We start from the raw sequence: 16,559 nt of genomic DNA on the forward strand, positions 1-16,559 counted from the left end.
CTACATCCCTCCGATCAGATGACGGGTGACGAAGACGGTCACGGCCGCCGTCCCCATGAACAGGGCGGTGGCCGCCAGCGACCGGGGCGACAGGCGGGCAATGCCGCAGACCCCGTGCCCGCTGGTGCAGCCGGAGCCCCAGCGTGTGCCGAAGCCCACCAGCAGGCCGCCGATGATCAGCAGCGGAAGGCTGCTGGTCACGATCACCTCCGGGCGGCGGATCAGGGCGCCGGCCAGCAGGGCCCCGCCCAGCAGGCCGCCGAGGAAGCCGAGGCTGAGATCGCGGGGGCCGCTGCCGCCCAGCCGCAGGCCACTGGCCATCAGGCCGGATATGCCGGCGATGCGCCCGTGCATCAGCAGGAACAGGCCCGCCGAGGCCCCGATCAGCAGGCCGCCGGTCAGGGGCCATATGAAGGACAGCGTGCTCACAGCAGGTTCAACGGCAGTTTGAGATAGCGGGTGCCGTTGGCCTCCGGCTCGGGCGGGCGCCCGCCGTTCATATTGACCTGCACCGAGGGCAGGATCAGGCGCGGCATGGCCAGCGTCGCGTCGCGCTGGGTGCGCATGGCGACGAACTCGTCCTCGCTGATGCCCTCGCGCACATGGATGTTGCCCGTGCGCTCGGCGCCGACGGTGGTCTCCCAGGCGAACTCGGTCCGGCCCGGGGGGGCCTTGTAGTCGTGGCACAGGAACAGGCGCGCCTCGTCGGGCAGGCTGAGCAACCGGTGGATCGAGCGATAGAGGGTGCGGGCATCGCCACCGGGGAAGTCGCAACGCGCGGTGCCATAGTCCGGCATGAACAGGGTGTCGCCCGGGAAGATGGCGTCGCCGATGACATAGGCCAGACAGGCCGGGGTGTGGCCGGGTACGTGCAGGACCGTCGCGTCCAGCGAGCCGACGGTGAAGCGATCCCCGTCATTGAACAACTGGTCGAACTGGCTGCCATCGCGGCGGAATTCGGTGCCTTCGTTGAAGATCTTCCCGAACACGTCCTGCACGGTCAGGATCTCGTGGCCGATGGCGAGGCGCCCGCCCAGCTTTTCCTGAAGATAGGGCGCGGCCGACAGGTGATCGGCGTGGGCGTGGGTTTCCAGAATCCAGTCGACCGTCAGGTCCTGGGCCTCGACATAGGCGATCAGGGCGTCAGCCGAGGCGTGGGACGTGCGCCCCGAGGCCTGGTCGAAGTCGAGCACGCTGTCGATCAGCGCCGCGCGACGGGTCGCCGGGTCATGGACGACGTGACTGATGGTGAAGGTGGCCTGGTCGAAGAAGGATTTCACGACAGGGCGTTTGACGGAATCGGCGAGGGCGGCTTCGATGATGGAAGCGGCGTGGTCGCGGGCGGGGTCCGACATCGGGAATCTCCGTTCAGTGGAGTCCCGATATAAACAGTTTCATAATTACTGCAAGTATGTAATTATGTGGACGTGATGACGCACCAGCCCCATATGTCCGACATGACCGTTGAAACCCTGCCGCCCCCGGATTTCGAGGCCATGGCCCGCCTCAAGGAAAAGGCCCCCGAGGCCGCTGACCTGTTGCGTCAGCTGGCCAATCCGACGCGTCTGCTGATCCTGTGCCACATCACCCGTCAGGAGCGGGCCGTCGGCGAGATGGAGCGGGACCTTGGCCTGAAACAGCCGGGTCTGTCGCAGCAACTGGCCGAGCTGCGTCAGGCCGGTCTGGTCAAGACGCGACGCGAGTCGCGCTCCATCTATTATTCGATCGCCGACGACCGGGTGCAGGGCATCATGGGCATGCTGCACGATATCTTCTGCGCCGAGCCGGTCAGCGCGCCCTAGTCTTCGTAGGCGGCCTCTAGAGCCGCGATGTCGAGGCGCTTCATGTCCATCATGGCGTGGAAGACGCGTCTGGCCCGCGCGGGATCCGGATCCGACAGCATGGCCGGCATGTCACGGGGGATGAGCTGCCACGACAGGCCGTATTTGTCTTTCAGCCAGCCGCACTGTTCGGCCTCGGGCACGACGGACAAGGCGGCATAGAGGCGGTCCAGTTCGTCCTGATCATCGCAGATCACCTGGATCGAAATGGCCTCGGTAAAGGTGAAATACGGGCCGCCGTTCAGGGCGGAGTAGGGCTGACCCGCGAGCGTGAACTGGATTTCAAGCGCCTGGCCTGCCTTCCCGCCCGGATAGTCGTCGGGAGCACGGGTTATGTGGTCGATCCGCGAGTTGGGAAGCAGCGAGACGTAGAAGTCTGCGGCGTCCTCGCCCTGATCGTCAAACCAGAGACAGGGGATCACACGGGTCGTCTGATCGGCGTAGGTCATGAGGCGCCTCATTCGCTGAGAGAGTGCCGAGGATATTAAACCATAGAGTTAAATGCAAGGGCTGGCCCGGGATGGACAGAGGCTTCAGGATCAGGCCCCGTGATTCACAGGAGCTCCCCATGACCCTCACTCTCTATGGCATTCCCAACTGCGACACGGTCAAGAAGGCGCGGGTCTGGCTGGACGGAGAGGGGCATGCCTACGCCTTCCACGATTACAAGAAGGCGGGGATCGACGAGGGACGGCTGCGCGGCTGGGTGGATCAGGTGGGCTGGGAAAAGCTGCTCAACCGGGCCGGCACCACCTTTCGGAAGCTGCCCGACGCGGACAAGGCGGACCTGAATGCCGACAAGGCGGTGGCGCTGATGCTGGCCCAGCCTTCGATGATCAAGCGGCCGGTGGTCGAGACGGGCGGGACGCTGCTGGTTGGCTTCAAGCCGGACGAGTGGAAGGCCGCCCTGGACTAGACCCCGACGAACCGCGCCACCTTGGCGAAGTGGTCCGAGGGCCAGACCTCGCCGACCGGCTGATCACCGAGGATGGCGGCCTCTACGGGGCGGAACGCGCCGGCATCGTACAGGATGTGGTCGATCTGGGCCGAGCGGTGGCCGAGCGCGGTGTTGAGCGTGGTGCGGTCGGCCTGATCGGGATGAACGGTGCGCAGGGCTTCGGAGAAGCGGGCGCGGAGGGGTTCCATTTCCGGATTGTCGAGCGGCGCATTGAGGTCCCCCGTCAGGATCAGCGGCACGCCGTCGTCCGGCAGCCAGTCCAGCAGATGGGCAATCTGGCGGGCCCGGATCGCACCACCCTCGGGCGTGTGATGGAAATGGGTATTGGCAAAGTCGACGATCCGGCCGTCGGCCATCCGGCAGCGGATGCGCTGGGCGGTGCGGTAGTCATCGAGGGGCTCCAGCTTGACCCAGTCATGGTCAAGGATCGGCAGCCGGGAGAGCAGGGCATTGCCGTAGCGCCGCGGGCGGTCCGCGTCGTCGACCGAGCTGAAGACCATCTGCATGCCCAGCCGGTCGGCCAGGGTCTGCGCCTGGTTGGGCAGCGCGTCGCCGTCCTGCAGGATCTCCTGGAGGCCGATGACGTCGGCGTTCGCGGCGCGGAGGGTGGCCTCGACCAGCGGCAGGCGGGCGGGCCAGTCTCCCTGATCGTGCCAGATGTTGAAGGTGGCGACCGTGGGCCCCGCGGCATTGCGGGACGGCAGGCCCGCACAGGCGGCAAGCGACAGGGCGGGCAGGGCGGCGAGAAGCCGGCGGCGGGTGGTCATAAGGGGAGCCTTTCCGATCGGCTGTGCCAACCTTACGAAGATTTCACCCGGGGCATCGCATCTGTTCAACCCTGTCGGCGCCTCTTCCCCCATAGAAGCCGGGAACATTCTGTTTCAGGCCCCTGAGAGGATTAGTCATGGAAGACTTCATTCCCGTCGTGGCCATTCTGGCGGTGTTCGGCACCATCACGGCCATTGTCGTCGGACCGAGCTGGCTGAAGAGTCGCGAACGCCGCGAGATTCAGGCCACGGTCAGGAGCGCGATCGACAAGGGTCAGCCCCTGCCGCCGGAAGTGATCGACGCCCTGAGCAAGGACATCACCAAGAATCTTCCGTCACGCACCCGGGACATCCGTCGCGGCGTGATGTGGCTGGCCGTCGGGATCGGCATCGCCGGGTTCGGCCTGGTCCAGGACCTGGGCGATCGCAACTGGAGCGACAACGTCGGTGACGGCATGCTGGCCTTCGCCGTGATCCCGGCCACCATCGGCCTGGCCTTCCTGGTGCTGAGCTTCTTCAACAAAAACGTGGACTGAGGTCGGGATCCGAGGGGACGAATGTCATGACCCGATCCGGCCTGTCCGACCGGCACGATGTGGAGCTGGCCGCCCTGGCGGCGGCCAGCGACCGCGCGGCCTTCGGTGAACTGGTGCGCCGACACTCCTCGTCGGTCCGCGCCCTGCTTCGCCGGATGGGTGCGCAGCCCGCCCTGGCCGACGATATTGCGCAGGACGCCTTCATCGTCGCCTTCGAGCGGAGCGCCGAATTTCGCGGGGAGGGGACGTTCTCCGCCTGGGTCCGGCGTATCGCGGCGCGCCTCTATCTGAAGCGGCGCGACAAGGAAGCCCGCTATGTCTCCGAAGATGCGGCCGGGGACGAGGCGGTCAGCGTCGACCCTCTCGGGCGGTTCGACCTGGATGCGGCCCTGCAGACCCTGAGTGAGGTAGAGCGACTGTGCGTCTCTCTCGGTCACGGCGCCGGAATGACCCATCCGGAGATCGCGACTGCCCTAAATCTGCCGCTTGGAACGGTGAAGTCTCATGTCAAACGTGGTCTGGATAAACTCCGCCAGATCCTCGATCCGGGGATGGGCGAAAGCGGGAGGGCGTCACATGTCAGCGGATGAATTCGACCCCTTCATCGAGCGCGCCTTCGAGCGCGCGGCCCCGATGGCCGACACCCCCCTGTTCGTGGCCGGTGTCGAGACGCGACTGCAGTCCGGTGCCCGTTGGCGCGCCGCCGGCCTTGGCGTCGCCGGCGCCTTCGGCGGTGTGCTGGCGCTCCGGGAAATGCTGAGCCTCGATGTCGACCTGTCGGGCGCCGACAACGTCCCGGGCGTCCAGATGGCGGAATCGGCCTCCCGTTCTGTGAACATGGATGTGGCGACCGCGATCCACGGAGTTCTGGAGAACTGGGGCGTGGCGGACCTGACGCTCGGCGGCGTGGGCAGCATGCAGATGTTCTGGATTGCCGCCGGTGCGCTGGTCGCCCTGGCCCTCGCCGGAGTGGTGCGCCTGTCGCAGGACGTCTGAGCGGCGGGTGACGCCGCGGGCGTCCGGGTCTATGCTGCGCCGCACAAGCCGACCGGGAGCCCACTATGTCGAGCCAGAAACAGGAGACCGTCCGCAGACTGGCGGCGCCGGACATCCAGGCCCGCAAGGGCAAGGAGCCCCTGGTCTGCCTGACGGCCTATGACGCACCGACCGCCACCCTGCTGGACGATTACTGCGATCTGCTGCTGGTCGGCGACAGCGTCGGCATGGTGGTCCACGGCCTGCCGAACACTGTCGGTGTAACCCTTGAGATGATGATCCTGCACGGCCAGGCCGTCATGCGCGGCGCGCGGCGGGCCATGGTGGTCGTCGACATGCCGTTCGGTAGTTATGAGGGCGGCAAGGAACTGGCCTACGAGAACTGCGCCCGGGTGATGAAGGAAACCGGCGCCCAGGGGGTCAAGCTGGAAAGCGGCCCCACAGTCCCCCAGACCATCGCCTATCTGGTCGAGCGGGGCATTCCGGTGATGGGCCATGTCGGATTGCGCCCCCAGGCGGTGCTGACCGAGGGCGGGTTCAAGGCCAAGGGGCGTACCGAGGCTGAACGCCTGAGGGTCATGGCCGAGGCCGAGGCCACCGCCGATGCCGGAGCCTTTGCCGTGGTCATCGAGGGCGTGGCGGCGGATCTGGCGGGCGAGATCACCCGTGCCATCCCCGTGCCGACGGTCGGAATCGGCGCCTCAGCCGAGTGCGACGGCCAGATTCTGGTGACGCCGGACATGTTGGGCCTGTTCGACTGGACGCCCAAATTCGTGCGCCGCTATGGCGATATGCGCGGCCATATCGTCGAGGGCGTGACCGCCTATGCCGATGACGTGCGGGCCCGCCGTTTTCCTGCCGAAGTCGAGACCTATTTCTCGCGCAAGCCGGTCGGCACCTAGCGGGCGATCCGCGACGGACGATTATGCGGTTTTTTCAAGGGGGGACGTCTCGACCCGGGCGGAAAATGCTCTAGGGTCGCGCCGAACTCTGAACAACGACTTGGGGCGTGCTTTTCGTGACGGATATCTTCGAGCAGGTCGAGGAGGAGCTTCGCTCCGAACGCTACAAGCGTCTGGCCAGGACCTGGCTGCCGGTGCTGGGTGGCGTGCTGCTGCTGGCGCTGATCGCGGCGCTGGGCTGGTGGGGCTGGCAGGCCAATGAGAGCTCGCGCGCCGGCAAGGCGTCGGTCGCCTATGAGCGCGGCATCGAAGCCCTGCGCTCGAATGATCTGGCCGCGGCCGAGTCGGCCTTCCAGGAAGCCGCCCAGGTGGGCAATGGCGCCTACAAGTCGATGGCCCTGGCGCAGCGCGCCGGTCTGGCCCTGACGTCCAACCGTGTGGACGACGCCATCAATCTGCTGGACCAGTCGGCCAAGGCGATCGGCGATCCGCTGATGTCGGACTCCTCGGCGTTCAAGGCCGCCCTGCTGGTGATGGATACCGATGCCAGCTACGAGGATGTTGAAAAGCGTCTGACCCCGCTGACCCGCGAGGGCCGTCCCTTCCGGGCTGAGGCGCTCGAGGCGCTGGCCATGGCGCAGATCCAGCACGGCAAGACCACCGAGGCCCGCGCTACCTTCGTTCAGCTGCAACTCGGCCAGAACGTGCCGGATACGATCCGCCAGCGCGCCCAGGCGGCGATCGGCATGATCGACGGCGGAACCCTGGGCGGCATCGGACAGGTGCTGGAAGCCCAGTCGGCCGCGCCCGAAATCGTATCGCCTGACGCCGCGCCGGCCGGCGGAGCCCCCGCGGAAGCCCAGGCTCCGGCCGCCGAATGACGTCACAGTTCAGGAGTTCTCCAATGAACCGGTTCGCCAGAACACTCATGGTCTGTGGCGCTGCCCTCACCGTCACGGCCTGCGGCACGGTCAGCAATCTGCTGCCCTTCAGCCTCGGGCGCTCGCCGGACGCCGGTGCGGTCGCCTCGGAAGGGGAACGCCTGTCGGTTCTCGAATTCGACCAGGCCCTCGCGCCTTCGCCCGCGCTGGCCGGTCGTGACTTCTTCCTGCCCGGTCCGCAGGCTGTCGTGTCCTGGCCCGCGCCGGGCGGCAACGCCGAAAACGCGGTCGAGCACGCCATCGCCGGTGCTGACTTCACCATCGCCTGGCGTCGTGACATCGGGGCCGGCTCTGCGCGCACCCGTCAGATCATGGCTCAGCCGGTCGCCGAGAACGGCCGCATCTTCGTGATGGACGGCGAGGCCACGGTCTCGGCTGTCGACGCGCAGACGGGTGCTGTGGCCTGGCGTGCCTCGGTCAAGCCCGAGGGGCGTGAAGGCGGCGGCTTTGGCGGTGGCGTGGCCCTCGGCGGCGGCAAGGTGTTCGTGTCGTCGGGCTATCGCACCATGACGGCCTTCGACCAGGCGACCGGTGCCATGCTGTGGCAGACGCCCGTGGACGTGCCGATTCACGGCGCCCCGACGGTGGCCGGCACCAAGGTCTATGTGGTCGACATCGACAACCAGATCATCGCCTTCGACACCCAGACCGGGGAGATCGAGTGGTCCTATCGCGGGATCGTCGAGCCGGCCCGCATCATGCGTGCCTCCAGCCCGGCGGTGACGGGCGAAACGGTCATCGCGCCGATGTCGTCAGGGGAAGTGTTCGCCCTGCGCGCCTCGACCGGCCAACCGGTCTGGCAACAGGAACTGTCGCGCTCGACCCGCACCAGCGCCCTGTCGGACATTCGCGACATCGCCGGTCGGCCGGTCGTCAGCCGCGGCTTCGTCTATGCTGTCAGCCACGCCGGCGTGCTGGCCTCGATGGATGTCCGCAGCGGCCAGCCCCGCTGGCAGGTGCCGGTCGCCTCGGTCAACGCTCCCCTGCCGGTCGGTGACGTGGTCTATGTGGTGTCCAAGCTGGGCGAACTGACGGTGGTCAACCGCGAGTCGGGCCAGGTCTACTGGACCCGTGACCTGAACGAAGGTCGCGTGCGTCAGGAAGGTGGCTTCTTCGGCTTCTTTGATCGCACCGTGCGCCCGACCTGGTCGGGCCCGCTGCTGGCGTCGAACCGGCTGGTGCTGACCAATTCGGACGGTGAGCTGGTGGCCCTCAACCCCAAGACGGGCGAGGTCACCGCGACCCTGCGTCTGGGCGCCCCCGCATTCGTCGCGCCGAGCGCCTATAACGGGGCCCTGCTGGTCGTCACCGATCGGGGCGAGCTGATCAGCATCCGCTGATCCGCCTTCCAGCCACGCCAGAAACAGGCTAGACGCCGATATGGCCCTGAAACTCGCCATTGTCGGCCGCCCCAATGTGGGTAAGTCCACCCTGTTCAACAGGCTGGTGGGAAAGCGTGTGGCGCTGGTCGATGACCGGCCGGGCGTCACCCGCGACCGCCGCTATGCCAAGGGCACTCTCGGCGATCTGGACCTGACCCTGATCGACACGGCGGGCTTTGAGGACATCAGCGACGACAGTCTGGAATCGCGCATGCGCGAGCAGACCGAGGCCGCCATCAGCGACGGCGACCTGATCCTGTTCATGATGGATGCGCGCGAGGGGGTAACGCCGCTGGACCGCATCTTCGCTGAACGCCTCAGGCGTCAGCCCAAGCCGGTCGTGCTGGTCGCCAACAAGTCGGAAAGCCGCGAGAGCGGCGGGGGCGTGGGCGAGGCCCACTCGCTGGGCTTTGGCGAGCCTGTTCCGCTGTCGGCCGAGCATGGCGAGGGCATGGCAGACCTCTATGCCGCTCTGGTCGCCGCGGCCGGACAGGAATCCTTCGTCGATGATGACGAGGATGAGGCCGACAAGCCGATCCGCATCGCCGTTATCGGCCGTCCGAATGCGGGCAAGTCGACCCTGGTCAACCGGATGCTGGGCGAGGACCGTCTGCTGACCGGCCCCGAGGCGGGCATCACGCGCGACTCCATCTCGGTCGACTGGGAATGGGAGGGCCGGGCCGTCCGCTTCGTCGACACCGCCGGTCTGCGGCGCAAAGCGCGGGTGCAGGAGAAGCTCGAAAAGCTTTCGGTCGCCGACACCCTGCGCGCCATCACCTTCGCCGAGGTCGTCGTGCTGGTGATGGACAAGGACAATGCCTTTGACATCCAGGACCTGCAGCTGGCCGATCTGGTCGAGCGCGAGGGCCGGGCGCTGGTCTATGTCGCCTCCAAATGGGATCTCGAGGAAGAGCCCCAGGCGCGTCTGGCCGAACTGACCCGCCTGGCCGACAGCAAGCTGCCTCAGCTGCGCGGCACGCCGTTCGTGGCCCTGTCGGCCCACTCCGGCTGGGGCGTCGACCGGTTGATGCCGGCGATCATCAAGGCGCACGAGACCTGGTCGGTGAAGGTCAAGACCCGTGACCTGAACGACTGGCTGGCCATGGCAACCCAGCGGCACCCGCCGCCCGCCGTCGACGGCAAGCGTATCAAGCCGAAATACATGGCCCAGACCAAGGCCCGGCCGCCGACCTTCGTGCTGTTCGCCAGCCGGGCCTCGGCCATGCCCGACACCTATAAACGCTATCTGATCAACACTCTGCGTGAGAGTTTTGATCTGCCAGGTACGCCGATCCGATTGACGGTCAAGTCGGGCGGCGCCAACCCCTATGCCGAGGGCGGGGCCAAGTCGGGGCCGGAACGCTACAAGGGCACGGCCAAGACCGCGCCGCGGCGGATCAAGAAGGCCGAAAAGGCCGAGGCCCTCTCGAACCTGCCCGGCAAGGCGCTGGAGCAGAAGAAGGCCAGCGGTCCCAAACCCAAGGTGATCAGCGGCCTGAAGGCCCGGTCCTCCAAGAAGGCTGGCCAGAGCGTGGCCATCCAGAAGGGGGCCCGCGGCGGCGCCCGCCAGGTCAGCCGCTCCGGCCGCATCCGCACCGGCCAGAAGCACGCGCCGAAGAAGTAGGGTAAGGTCAGCCGGATCAAACCGAGGGACCGACCATGATCTCAACTCTGATGGTGCTGGCCCTGCTTCAGGCGGACCCTGTCGGCTGTCATGAGGTTGCTCCAGAAGACCGCCTCGCCTGTGGCCGTCGCGCCGTCGAAGCGGCCGAAGCGCGCGTTGCAGAGTTCGACGTCACCGATTGTGCGGAGGCGATGACCACGCTGGAGATGAACGTCTGTGGCGCGCTCGACGTCGCGCGGGCCGAAGAGCAGATGTTCCGCTACCTCGATGTGGCTCTCGACCGCGCAGAGGAGTCGGATGCGGAAACCGTCGGATCCGTGCGGGTGGAGACGGCGCGCTATCTCGAAGCCTCGCAGGTCACCTGGGTATTCTATGCCGACCAGGCGTGTCAGGCCGTCTATGAGCAGTGGAAAGGCGGGACCATTCGCGGCATCATGTGGCAGGGCTGCTGGATCGAGCTGACGGAGCAACGGACGCACACGATCTGGGCCAACCATCTGACCCATATGGACAACTCTCCGCCGGTGTTGCCGGAGCCCTAGGCGCTCTGCGGATCAGGCCTGCGCGGCCTTCCACTCCCTGAAGCTGACCATGACCGGCGGCACCTGATCGCCGCGGGCCAGATCGACAATCAGCGGCACGATTTCCGACGGGTGGGGCAGGGTCTCGGGATCCTCGCCGGGGAAAGCCTGGGCGCGCAGGCGGGTGCGCATGCGGCCGGGATCCAGCACGGTGGCGCGGATCGGGGTGGACTCGATCTCGTCGGCCCAGCAGCGGACCAGCACCTCGGCGGCCGCCTTGGTCGCGGCATAGCTGCCCCAGAAGGCCTTGGGCGCATTGGCGAGACTGGTGGTCAGATGGATGGCGCGGCCGGCATCAGACGCCCGCAGCAGCGGTTCCAGCGACCGGATCAGCCGGTAGACGGCGGTCAGATTGACCTTTTCGATCTTGGCGAACTGGCGGGGGTCGGCATGGGCGACGGGGGTCAGGCCCTCGGCGCCCAGGGTGGCGGCCGTGTTGACCCAGATGTCCAGTCGGCCGAAGCGCTCATAGAGGGCGCCGCCCAGCCGGTCGATCGCCCCGCCATCGACCAGATCGAACGGGATCAGGGTGGCATGCTGGCCGGTCGCGGCGAAGATGGCGTCGTCCAGCTCCTCCAGGCCGCCCTGGGTGCGGGCCGTGGCCACGACATGGGCGCCAGCGCGGGCCAGGCCCAGCGCCGCTTCATAGCCGATGCCGCGCGAGGCGCCGGTGATCAGGGCTATACGGTCTTTCAGGGGGAAGTCGGACATGGGCGGCTCAATAGCGCGCGCCGCGCCCCGCCGAAAGGCCTGTCGCGCCCGGCGTGCCTACTGTCGCAGGCTGTCGTAAACGCGGTCGAAGGCTTTGAGGGCCTCGACATTCGGCAGGTCGCCGACTTTTGGCGTCGCATCGAGTATCAGGGCCGGCCCCTCGGGTCCCGCGAAGACCGGCCAGAACACGTCGTCGGATGGGTTCGGATCGCCGGTGCGGGCGAAACGGACCCAGGAGCCGGCCATCAGGTCTGCCAGTCGATGATCCTCATGGGTCCAGGCCCAGGGGTGTTGATCCAGGGAATCGAACATGTACCAGAGGTCGACGAAGTGCCCGGCTTGCCAGTGGGCCTGAACGGCATCGGACGGCACCGGCGGCACCCGCTCGAAGTGGTAGAGCCAGGCCGGCGAACCGCTGTCGGTCTGCAGTCTGGCCCAGCGCCAGATGTCCCACCCGAACCGGAGATCTCGCTCGAAGGCGGCCATGCCCTCTGACGGAGGCAGGGCCCGGTAGGGATCAATCAGCGCGGGCGGCAGATCGCCCCAACGGCGTTGGACCTCCGCCTCAAGGTCAGTCACGTCGTCGAACCGGCTCAGTGATCGGGCTTCGTCGGCGTTGAACCCCAGCAATAGCGGAACGCGGGCCTGATCCCCGGCGACGAATACATCGAACGGAGCCCGGGGAAGCACGCGCCCCTCGAGGGTCGGGTGGGCCCGGCGGTTTTGCGGCGCGCTGGCGATCGTCTCGGCGGGGATCAGACGAAGCTCATCCAGGGTCTCCGCGCCCATCGCTGTGGCAAAGGCAAGGCCTTCAGCCTCGGACGCCGGCAGTCGATATCGCGGTGCCAGCTCGATCGGCTCGAACAGGCCGCCGCTTTGCGCGATGGCGCGTTGAAACAACCCTCTGGCCCGTGGAGAGGCCATCAGGATGGTGACCGACGTGGCCCCCGCAGACTGGCCGGCAATCGTCACCCGATCAGGGTCGCCGCCAAAGGCGGCGATGTTGTCGCGAACCCATTCAAGCGCCGCGATCTGGTCCATCAGGCCATAGTTGCCGGAGCCGACACCGTCGGCCTCGGCAGTGAGCTCCGGATGGGCGAGAAAGCCTAGGAGGCCGAGGCGATAGGAGATCGTCACGACGATGGCGCCGTGGCGGGCCAGCCCTGCGCCATCATAAACCGGCGCCGCGGTCGCCCCATTCACGAAGCCGCCTCCGTGAATCCAGACGATAACCGGCAGGGGGCGATCGCCAGCGTCCTGCGGCACCCAGATGTTCAGGTAGAGGCAGTCCTCGCTGACCGGCGTCGGCGCTTCGTCCGGCATGGACGTGCCGGTCTGCATGCAGGCGGGTGCGAAGTGATCTGCGCTGCGCACGCCGGTCCAGCTTTCCGGGGGCAGGGGGTCATGCCATCTGAGGTCACCAACCGGCGGGCGGGCATAGGGCACGCCGCGGTACACGGCTCCGCCGTCTTCGAGCGTGACCCCGCGCAGATCTCCCTGATGAACGTGGACGGTCGGGTCCGCGACCATAAGGTGGAACAGGGCAGCCAGGATCAACATGGAACGTCCCCCTCAGCAGCAAGCTACCGACTTCGCAAGCGTCGGCGCAAGTTAAAGGGAGGCAAGGATCAGGCGCTGACCAGCAGCGACAGCTGGCGCGGATTGGCGCTGCGACCGCCCTCGGCGATTTCCCGGTCCAGAAGGCGGGTCGGATAGTCGCCGGTGAAGTAGTGATCGGTGAACTGGGGATTGGCCGGGTCGCGCGGACCGGCCTCCATGGCGGCATACAGGCCGTCGACCGACAGGAAGCCCAGGCTGTCGACCTCGAGGTGGGCGCACATTTCCTCGAGCGTCTTGTTGGCGGCCAGCAGCTGCTCCCGCTCGGGCATGTCGATGCCGTAGAAGTCGGGATAGACGATCGGCGGGCTGGCCGAGCGCAGGTGGACTTCGGTGGCTCCGGCGGCACGCACGGCGCGCACCAGTTTGACCGAGGTGGTGCCGCGCACGATCGAGTCGTCGATCAGCACCACCCGCTTGCCCTCGAGCACCGAGCGGTTGGGGCTGTGCTTCATGCGCACGCCCTTCTGGCGGGCGCCCTGGCTGGGCTGGATGAAGGTCCGACCCAGATAGTGGCTGCGGATGATGCCCATCTCATAGGGAATGCCGCTGGCCTGGGCATAGCCGAGGGCGGCGGGCACGCCCGAGTCGGGCACCGGTACGACCACATCGGCCTCCACCGCATGCTCGCGGGCCAGACCCTGACCCATGCGCTTGCGAACCTCATAGACCGAGCGGCCGTTCACCACGCTGTCGGGGCGGGCGAAATAGACGTATTCGAACAGGCAGGGACGGGCCGCGCGCGCCGGGAAGGGCTTGATCGAGCTGACGCCGTTCTCATCGATCACCACGACCTCGCCGTGCTCGACGTCACGCACGAAGGTGGCGCCCATGGAGTCGAGCGCACAGGTCTCGGAGGCCAGCACCCAGGCGTCGCCCAGCTGACCCAGCACCAGCGGGCGGATGCCCAGCGGGTCGCGCGCGCCGATCATCTTCTTCGGCGTCTGGGCGACGAGGGCATAGCCGCCCTCGATCCGGGCCAGGGCGTCGATGAAGCGGTCGACCACCCTGGCCTTACGGCTGCGGGCGATCAGGTGAAGGATGACTTCGGAGTCGGAGGTCGACTGGAAGATGGCACCTTCCGAGACCAGCTGGTTCCGCAGGAACAGGAAGTTGGTCAGATTGCCGTTGTGCGCCACGGCGATGCCGCCGGTGTCCAGATCGGCGAACATCGGCTGGATATTGCGCAGGAAGCTGCCGCCCGAGGTGGAATAACGGGTATGGCCGACCGCGGCCGAGCCGGGCAGGCGACCGGTCAGGTCGGTGCTGCCGAAAGCTTCCCCCACCAGGCCCACATGCCGCTCGGTGTGGAAATGAGTGTCGGCGACGCTGGCGATGCCGCAGGCTTCCTGTCCGCGGTGCTGTAGCGCATGCAGGCCCAGCGCGACGATGGAAGAAGCTTCGTTGGCCGCAGCGCCCCAGACCCCGCACACTCCGCACTCCAGCCGCAGCTGATCATCCTCAGCCTCGCGCTCGGGCCAATGGTGGACGACGGGATCGGCGAGGCGGTGGGACATCGTCGGCGGCTCCGATGACCTGGGGGAAATAACTAGCGGGCGGTGTCGGGCGAGTTAGGCGCTGTTTGTGTTTTCGGCAAGGCATCCTGATCGGAAAACCCTTGGCGTACGGACGAGTCTACCACGGGCACGAGGGCGTCGGCGCCCCGTCCGATACCGGGCAGGATGAACTGGATCATGCGCGCGGCGCCGGCGCTGACGGGATAGAGGGCGGCTTCGCCCAGCCAGCGTGGCGTCTTCTCTCCGGGCATGGCGGCCACGACCACCAGATGGATCGCCCCGATCAGGACCAGCGCCCGGGCCAGTCCGACGAAGATGCCGAAAAACCGGTCGATGCCGCCCAGATGCGGATGGGCCTGGGCCCTCCGCGACAGGGTCGACCCGAAGATGCGCACGCCGAAATAGACCAGAAGGAAGCTGGCGAGCGCCGCCAGCAGGGTCCCGGCCCAGTCGGGATCGACCAGCGACTTGCCGATCGGGGCGGAGAAGGGCAGGGCGATCAGGGCAATGAAGGCCGCCAGCACAAAGCTGAGCAGGGTCAGAAGCTCGCGCGTGCCGCCCCGGATCCAGCCCGCGGCCCCCGAGGCCAGCAGCACCAGTACGGCAAAGACGTCATAGGCGGTCATGGCGTCTCCTCCCCATTGCAAATGGGGAGGGGGACCGCGAAGCGGTGGAGGGGCACTTTTCGCCCCGCTGACCTGTTCCGGATCGCCTCACAACCCCTCCGTCTCGTCGGCTGCGCCGCCGATCCACCTCCCCGTTCGCGGCGCGAACAGGGAGGAGACAAGCATCTAATACCTGCTTTGCGAGATTCGTTCGACCGCCTCGGCCAGGCGGCTGAGCGAGGTGGCGGCCATGTCGGTGGGCTCGTGACTGAGCGGGGGGCAGAGTGCCTTGTCAAAGCCCAGCTTCATGGCCTCGCGCAGCCTCGCTTCGGCCCGGCCCACGGCCCGGACCTCGCCCGACAGGCCGATCTCGCCAAACACGACGCAGCCGCGCGGCAGGGGTTTGTCGCAGACCGAGCTGATCAGCGCAGCGGCGGCGGCGAGGTCGGCGGCCGGCTCGTTGATCTTCAGTCCGCCGGCGACGTTCAGATAGATGTCGCGGTCGCCGAAGCCGAGGCCACAGCGCGACTCCAGCACGGCCAGCACCATGGCGAGGCGGCCGGAATCCCAGCCCACCACCGCCCGACGCGGCGTGCCATAGGCCGACGGCGCCGACAGGGCCTGGATCTCGACCAGCACCGGGCGTGAGCCCTCGATCCCGGCAAAGACGGCGGTCCCCGGTTCGCGCTCGGCCCGCTCGCCATTCTGGTCGCCGAGGAACAGGGAGGAGGGATTGGTAACCTCGCGCAACCCCGTGTCGCCCATTTCGAAGACGCCGATCTCGTCGGTGGCGCCAAAGCGGTTCTTGCCGGCGCGCAGGACCCGGAACGGATAGCCGCGCTCACCCTCGAAATTCAGCACCGCATCGACCATGTGCTCGACCACCCGGGGTCCGGCGACCTGTCCGTCCTTGGTCACATGGCCGACCAGGATCATGGCCGGCCCGCCGGCCTTGGCCAGCCGTACCAGTTCGGACGCACAGGCCCGGACCTGGACGATCGAGCCGGGCCCGGCCTCATGCACGTCGGACCACAGCGTCTGGACGGAATCGATCACCACCAGATCAAAGGCCTCGCGCTTCAGGGTGGCGACAATCTCGCGCAGGGCCGTGGCCGAGGCGAGGGCGACGTCGGCCTCCGACAGGCCCATGCGCCGGGCGCGCGAGCGGATCTGCTCGACCGCTTCCTCGCCGGACAGATAGGCGACCTTGGCGCCCTTCAGCGCCGCGCGGGCGCAGACCTCCAGCAACAGGGTCGACTTGCCGACCCCCGGATCCCCGCTGATCAGCAGGGCCGAGCCGGGCACCAGGCCGCCGCCGCACACGCGGTCGAACTCTCCGACGCCGGTGATCAGGCGGGGCGGATCGGGGTTTTCGGAGCGCAGGTCCTCGAACTGGATGCCGCGCGCACGCTTGGTCGTGGCCGGCCTGAGCGCTCCGGGCGGGGCGCTTGAAGTCTCTTCCGTCAGGCAGTTCCATTCGCCGCAGGCGGAACACTGACCCGCCCATTTGGCATGGACGGCCCCGCAGACGCGGCAGATGTATTGGGATGAGTCACGAGCCATGCGGTTCGCTTACACCGA

19 protein-coding genes are annotated in these 16,559 nt (G+C 67.4%); 10 read left to right on the top strand and 9 right to left on the bottom strand.

Features of this window, described 5'->3' with window-relative positions:
- On the bottom strand, positions 1–429 hold the full coding sequence (locus LC068_RS00475; protein ID WP_226633626.1) for a YeeE/YedE family protein: 429 nt from the start codon (positions 427–429) through the stop codon (positions 1–3).
- Positions 426–1,355, bottom strand: coding sequence for an MBL fold metallo-hydrolase (locus LC068_RS00480; protein ID WP_226633629.1), 930 nt, complete (start codon positions 1,353–1,355; stop codon positions 426–428). Before LC068_RS00480 ends, LC068_RS00475 begins: the two co-directional genes overlap by 4 nt.
- A gap of 75 nt (positions 1,356–1,430) precedes the next feature.
- Here LC068_RS00480 and LC068_RS00485 point away from each other — a divergent pair, with 75 nt between their 5' ends.
- A complete protein-coding gene (locus tag LC068_RS00485) occupies positions 1,431–1,802 on the top strand; it encodes an ArsR/SmtB family transcription factor (protein ID WP_226633631.1) in 372 nt (123 codons plus the stop codon).
- Here LC068_RS00485 and LC068_RS00490 read toward each other — a convergent pair.
- Positions 1,799–2,290, bottom strand: coding sequence for a VOC family protein (locus LC068_RS00490; protein ID WP_226633634.1), 492 nt, complete (start codon positions 2,288–2,290; stop codon positions 1,799–1,801). The genes LC068_RS00485 and LC068_RS00490 overlap by 4 nt on opposite strands.
- 119 nt (positions 2,291–2,409) lie before the next feature.
- On the opposite strand from LC068_RS00490, the gene LC068_RS00495 reads away from it, so the two are divergent.
- Positions 2,410–2,757 carry an ArsC family reductase gene (locus tag LC068_RS00495; protein WP_226633636.1) on the top strand — a complete coding sequence of 116 codons (348 nt, stop codon included), beginning with the start codon at positions 2,410–2,412 and terminating at the stop codon, positions 2,755–2,757.
- Here LC068_RS00495 and LC068_RS00500 read toward each other — a convergent pair.
- Positions 2,754–3,566 carry an endonuclease/exonuclease/phosphatase family protein gene (locus tag LC068_RS00500; protein WP_226633638.1) on the bottom strand — a complete coding sequence of 271 codons (813 nt, stop codon included), beginning with the start codon at positions 3,564–3,566 and terminating at the stop codon, positions 2,754–2,756. The genes LC068_RS00495 and LC068_RS00500 overlap by 4 nt on opposite strands.
- A gap of 137 nt (positions 3,567–3,703) precedes the next feature.
- Here LC068_RS00500 and LC068_RS00505 point away from each other — a divergent pair, with 137 nt between their 5' ends.
- The 8 genes from LC068_RS00505 (at position 3,704) to LC068_RS00540 (ending at position 10,489) form a co-directional block, all read left to right on the top strand.
- Positions 3,704–4,102, top strand: a complete 399-nt coding sequence (locus LC068_RS00505) for a DUF6249 domain-containing protein (RefSeq protein ID WP_226633640.1) — start codon at positions 3,704–3,706, stop codon at positions 4,100–4,102.
- A 26-nt stretch (positions 4,103–4,128) separates the two neighbouring features.
- Positions 4,129–4,692, top strand: coding sequence for an RNA polymerase sigma factor (locus LC068_RS00510; protein WP_226633642.1), 564 nt, complete (start codon positions 4,129–4,131; stop codon positions 4,690–4,692).
- Positions 4,679–5,098, top strand: coding sequence for a hypothetical protein (locus LC068_RS00515; protein WP_226633644.1), 420 nt, complete (start codon positions 4,679–4,681; stop codon positions 5,096–5,098). Before LC068_RS00510 ends, LC068_RS00515 begins: the two co-directional genes overlap by 14 nt.
- Positions 5,099–5,163: 65 nt before the next feature.
- Positions 5,164–6,000, top strand: coding sequence for a 3-methyl-2-oxobutanoate hydroxymethyltransferase (panB, locus tag LC068_RS00520; protein WP_226633646.1), 837 nt, complete (start codon positions 5,164–5,166; stop codon positions 5,998–6,000).
- 116 nt (positions 6,001–6,116) lie between these two features.
- Positions 6,117–6,881 (top strand): tetratricopeptide repeat protein, encoded by a 765-nt coding sequence (locus tag LC068_RS00525; RefSeq protein WP_226633647.1) that lies wholly within the window; start codon positions 6,117–6,119, stop codon positions 6,879–6,881.
- A 23-nt stretch (positions 6,882–6,904) separates the two neighbouring features.
- A complete protein-coding gene (locus tag LC068_RS00530) occupies positions 6,905–8,281 on the top strand; it encodes a PQQ-like beta-propeller repeat protein (protein ID WP_226633648.1) in 1,377 nt (458 codons plus the stop codon).
- A gap of 40 nt (positions 8,282–8,321) precedes the next feature.
- Positions 8,322–9,947, top strand: coding sequence for a ribosome biogenesis GTPase Der (gene der / locus LC068_RS00535; protein WP_226633649.1), 1,626 nt, complete (start codon positions 8,322–8,324; stop codon positions 9,945–9,947).
- A 35-nt stretch (positions 9,948–9,982) separates the two neighbouring features.
- Positions 9,983–10,489 carry a lysozyme inhibitor LprI family protein gene (locus tag LC068_RS00540; protein WP_226633650.1) on the top strand — a complete coding sequence of 169 codons (507 nt, stop codon included), beginning with the start codon at positions 9,983–9,985 and terminating at the stop codon, positions 10,487–10,489.
- A 12-nt stretch (positions 10,490–10,501) separates the two neighbouring features.
- On the opposite strand, the gene LC068_RS00545 is transcribed toward LC068_RS00540, so the two are convergent.
- The 5 genes from LC068_RS00545 to radA form a co-directional block, all read right to left on the bottom strand.
- A complete protein-coding gene (locus LC068_RS00545) occupies positions 10,502–11,239 on the bottom strand; it encodes an SDR family NAD(P)-dependent oxidoreductase (RefSeq protein WP_226633651.1) in 738 nt (245 codons plus the stop codon).
- A gap of 57 nt (positions 11,240–11,296) precedes the next feature.
- Positions 11,297–12,799 (bottom strand): carboxylesterase/lipase family protein, encoded by a 1,503-nt coding sequence (locus LC068_RS00550; protein ID WP_226633652.1) that lies wholly within the window; start codon positions 12,797–12,799, stop codon positions 11,297–11,299.
- Between the two features lie 68 nt (positions 12,800–12,867).
- The gene (purF, locus tag LC068_RS00555; protein WP_226633653.1) at positions 12,868–14,373 is read right to left on the bottom strand and encodes an amidophosphoribosyltransferase; all 1,506 of its coding nucleotides are present in this window, start codon (positions 14,371–14,373) and stop codon (positions 12,868–12,870) included.
- A 32-nt stretch (positions 14,374–14,405) separates the two neighbouring features.
- Positions 14,406–14,999 (bottom strand): CvpA family protein, encoded by a 594-nt coding sequence (locus LC068_RS00560; RefSeq protein WP_226633654.1) that lies wholly within the window; start codon positions 14,997–14,999, stop codon positions 14,406–14,408.
- A 165-nt stretch (positions 15,000–15,164) separates the two neighbouring features.
- Positions 15,165–16,541 carry a DNA repair protein RadA gene (radA, locus tag LC068_RS00565; RefSeq protein ID WP_226633655.1) on the bottom strand — a complete coding sequence of 459 codons (1,377 nt, stop codon included), beginning with the start codon at positions 16,539–16,541 and terminating at the stop codon, positions 15,165–15,167.
- Between the last annotated feature and the right edge of the window lie 18 nt (positions 16,542–16,559).

Origin of the sequence: Brevundimonas poindexterae, from assembly GCF_020524625.1 — a bacterium.
Classification (GTDB): Bacteria; Pseudomonadota; Alphaproteobacteria; order Caulobacterales; family Caulobacteraceae; genus Brevundimonas; species Brevundimonas poindexterae_A.

Excerpts from the sequence above, each read along its gene's own strand:
- LC068_RS00505 (WP_226633640.1), top strand. The coding sequence starts at position 3,704 with ATGGAAGACTTCATTCCCGTCGTGGCCATTCTGGCGGTGTTCGGCACC.
- LC068_RS00550 (WP_226633652.1), bottom strand. The coding sequence starts at position 12,799 with ATGTTGATCCTGGCTGCCCTGTTCCACCTTATGGTCGCGGACCCGACC.
- LC068_RS00485 (WP_226633631.1), top strand. The coding sequence starts at position 1,431 with ATGACGCACCAGCCCCATATGTCCGACATGACCGTTGAAACCCTGCCG.
- LC068_RS00545 (WP_226633651.1), bottom strand. The coding sequence starts at position 11,239 with ATGTCCGACTTCCCCCTGAAAGACCGTATAGCCCTGATCACCGGCGCC.
- der (WP_226633649.1), top strand. The coding sequence starts at position 8,322 with ATGGCCCTGAAACTCGCCATTGTCGGCCGCCCCAATGTGGGTAAGTCC.
- radA (WP_226633655.1), bottom strand. The coding sequence starts at position 16,541 with ATGGCTCGTGACTCATCCCAATACATCTGCCGCGTCTGCGGGGCCGTC.
- LC068_RS00560 (WP_226633654.1), bottom strand. The coding sequence starts at position 14,999 with ATGACCGCCTATGACGTCTTTGCCGTACTGGTGCTGCTGGCCTCGGGG.
- purF (WP_226633653.1), bottom strand. The coding sequence starts at position 14,373 with ATGTCCCACCGCCTCGCCGATCCCGTCGTCCACCATTGGCCCGAGCGC.
- LC068_RS00530 (WP_226633648.1), top strand. The coding sequence starts at position 6,905 with ATGAACCGGTTCGCCAGAACACTCATGGTCTGTGGCGCTGCCCTCACC.
- LC068_RS00500 (WP_226633638.1), bottom strand. The coding sequence starts at position 3,566 with ATGACCACCCGCCGCCGGCTTCTCGCCGCCCTGCCCGCCCTGTCGCTT.
- LC068_RS00490 (WP_226633634.1), bottom strand. The coding sequence starts at position 2,290 with ATGACCTACGCCGATCAGACGACCCGTGTGATCCCCTGTCTCTGGTTT.
- LC068_RS00510 (WP_226633642.1), top strand. The coding sequence starts at position 4,129 with ATGACCCGATCCGGCCTGTCCGACCGGCACGATGTGGAGCTGGCCGCC.
- LC068_RS00515 (WP_226633644.1), top strand. The coding sequence starts at position 4,679 with ATGTCAGCGGATGAATTCGACCCCTTCATCGAGCGCGCCTTCGAGCGC.
- LC068_RS00495 (WP_226633636.1), top strand. The coding sequence starts at position 2,410 with ATGACCCTCACTCTCTATGGCATTCCCAACTGCGACACGGTCAAGAAG.
- LC068_RS00480 (WP_226633629.1), bottom strand. The coding sequence starts at position 1,355 with ATGTCGGACCCCGCCCGCGACCACGCCGCTTCCATCATCGAAGCCGCC.
- LC068_RS00540 (WP_226633650.1), top strand. The coding sequence starts at position 9,983 with ATGATCTCAACTCTGATGGTGCTGGCCCTGCTTCAGGCGGACCCTGTC.
- panB (WP_226633646.1), top strand. The coding sequence starts at position 5,164 with ATGTCGAGCCAGAAACAGGAGACCGTCCGCAGACTGGCGGCGCCGGAC.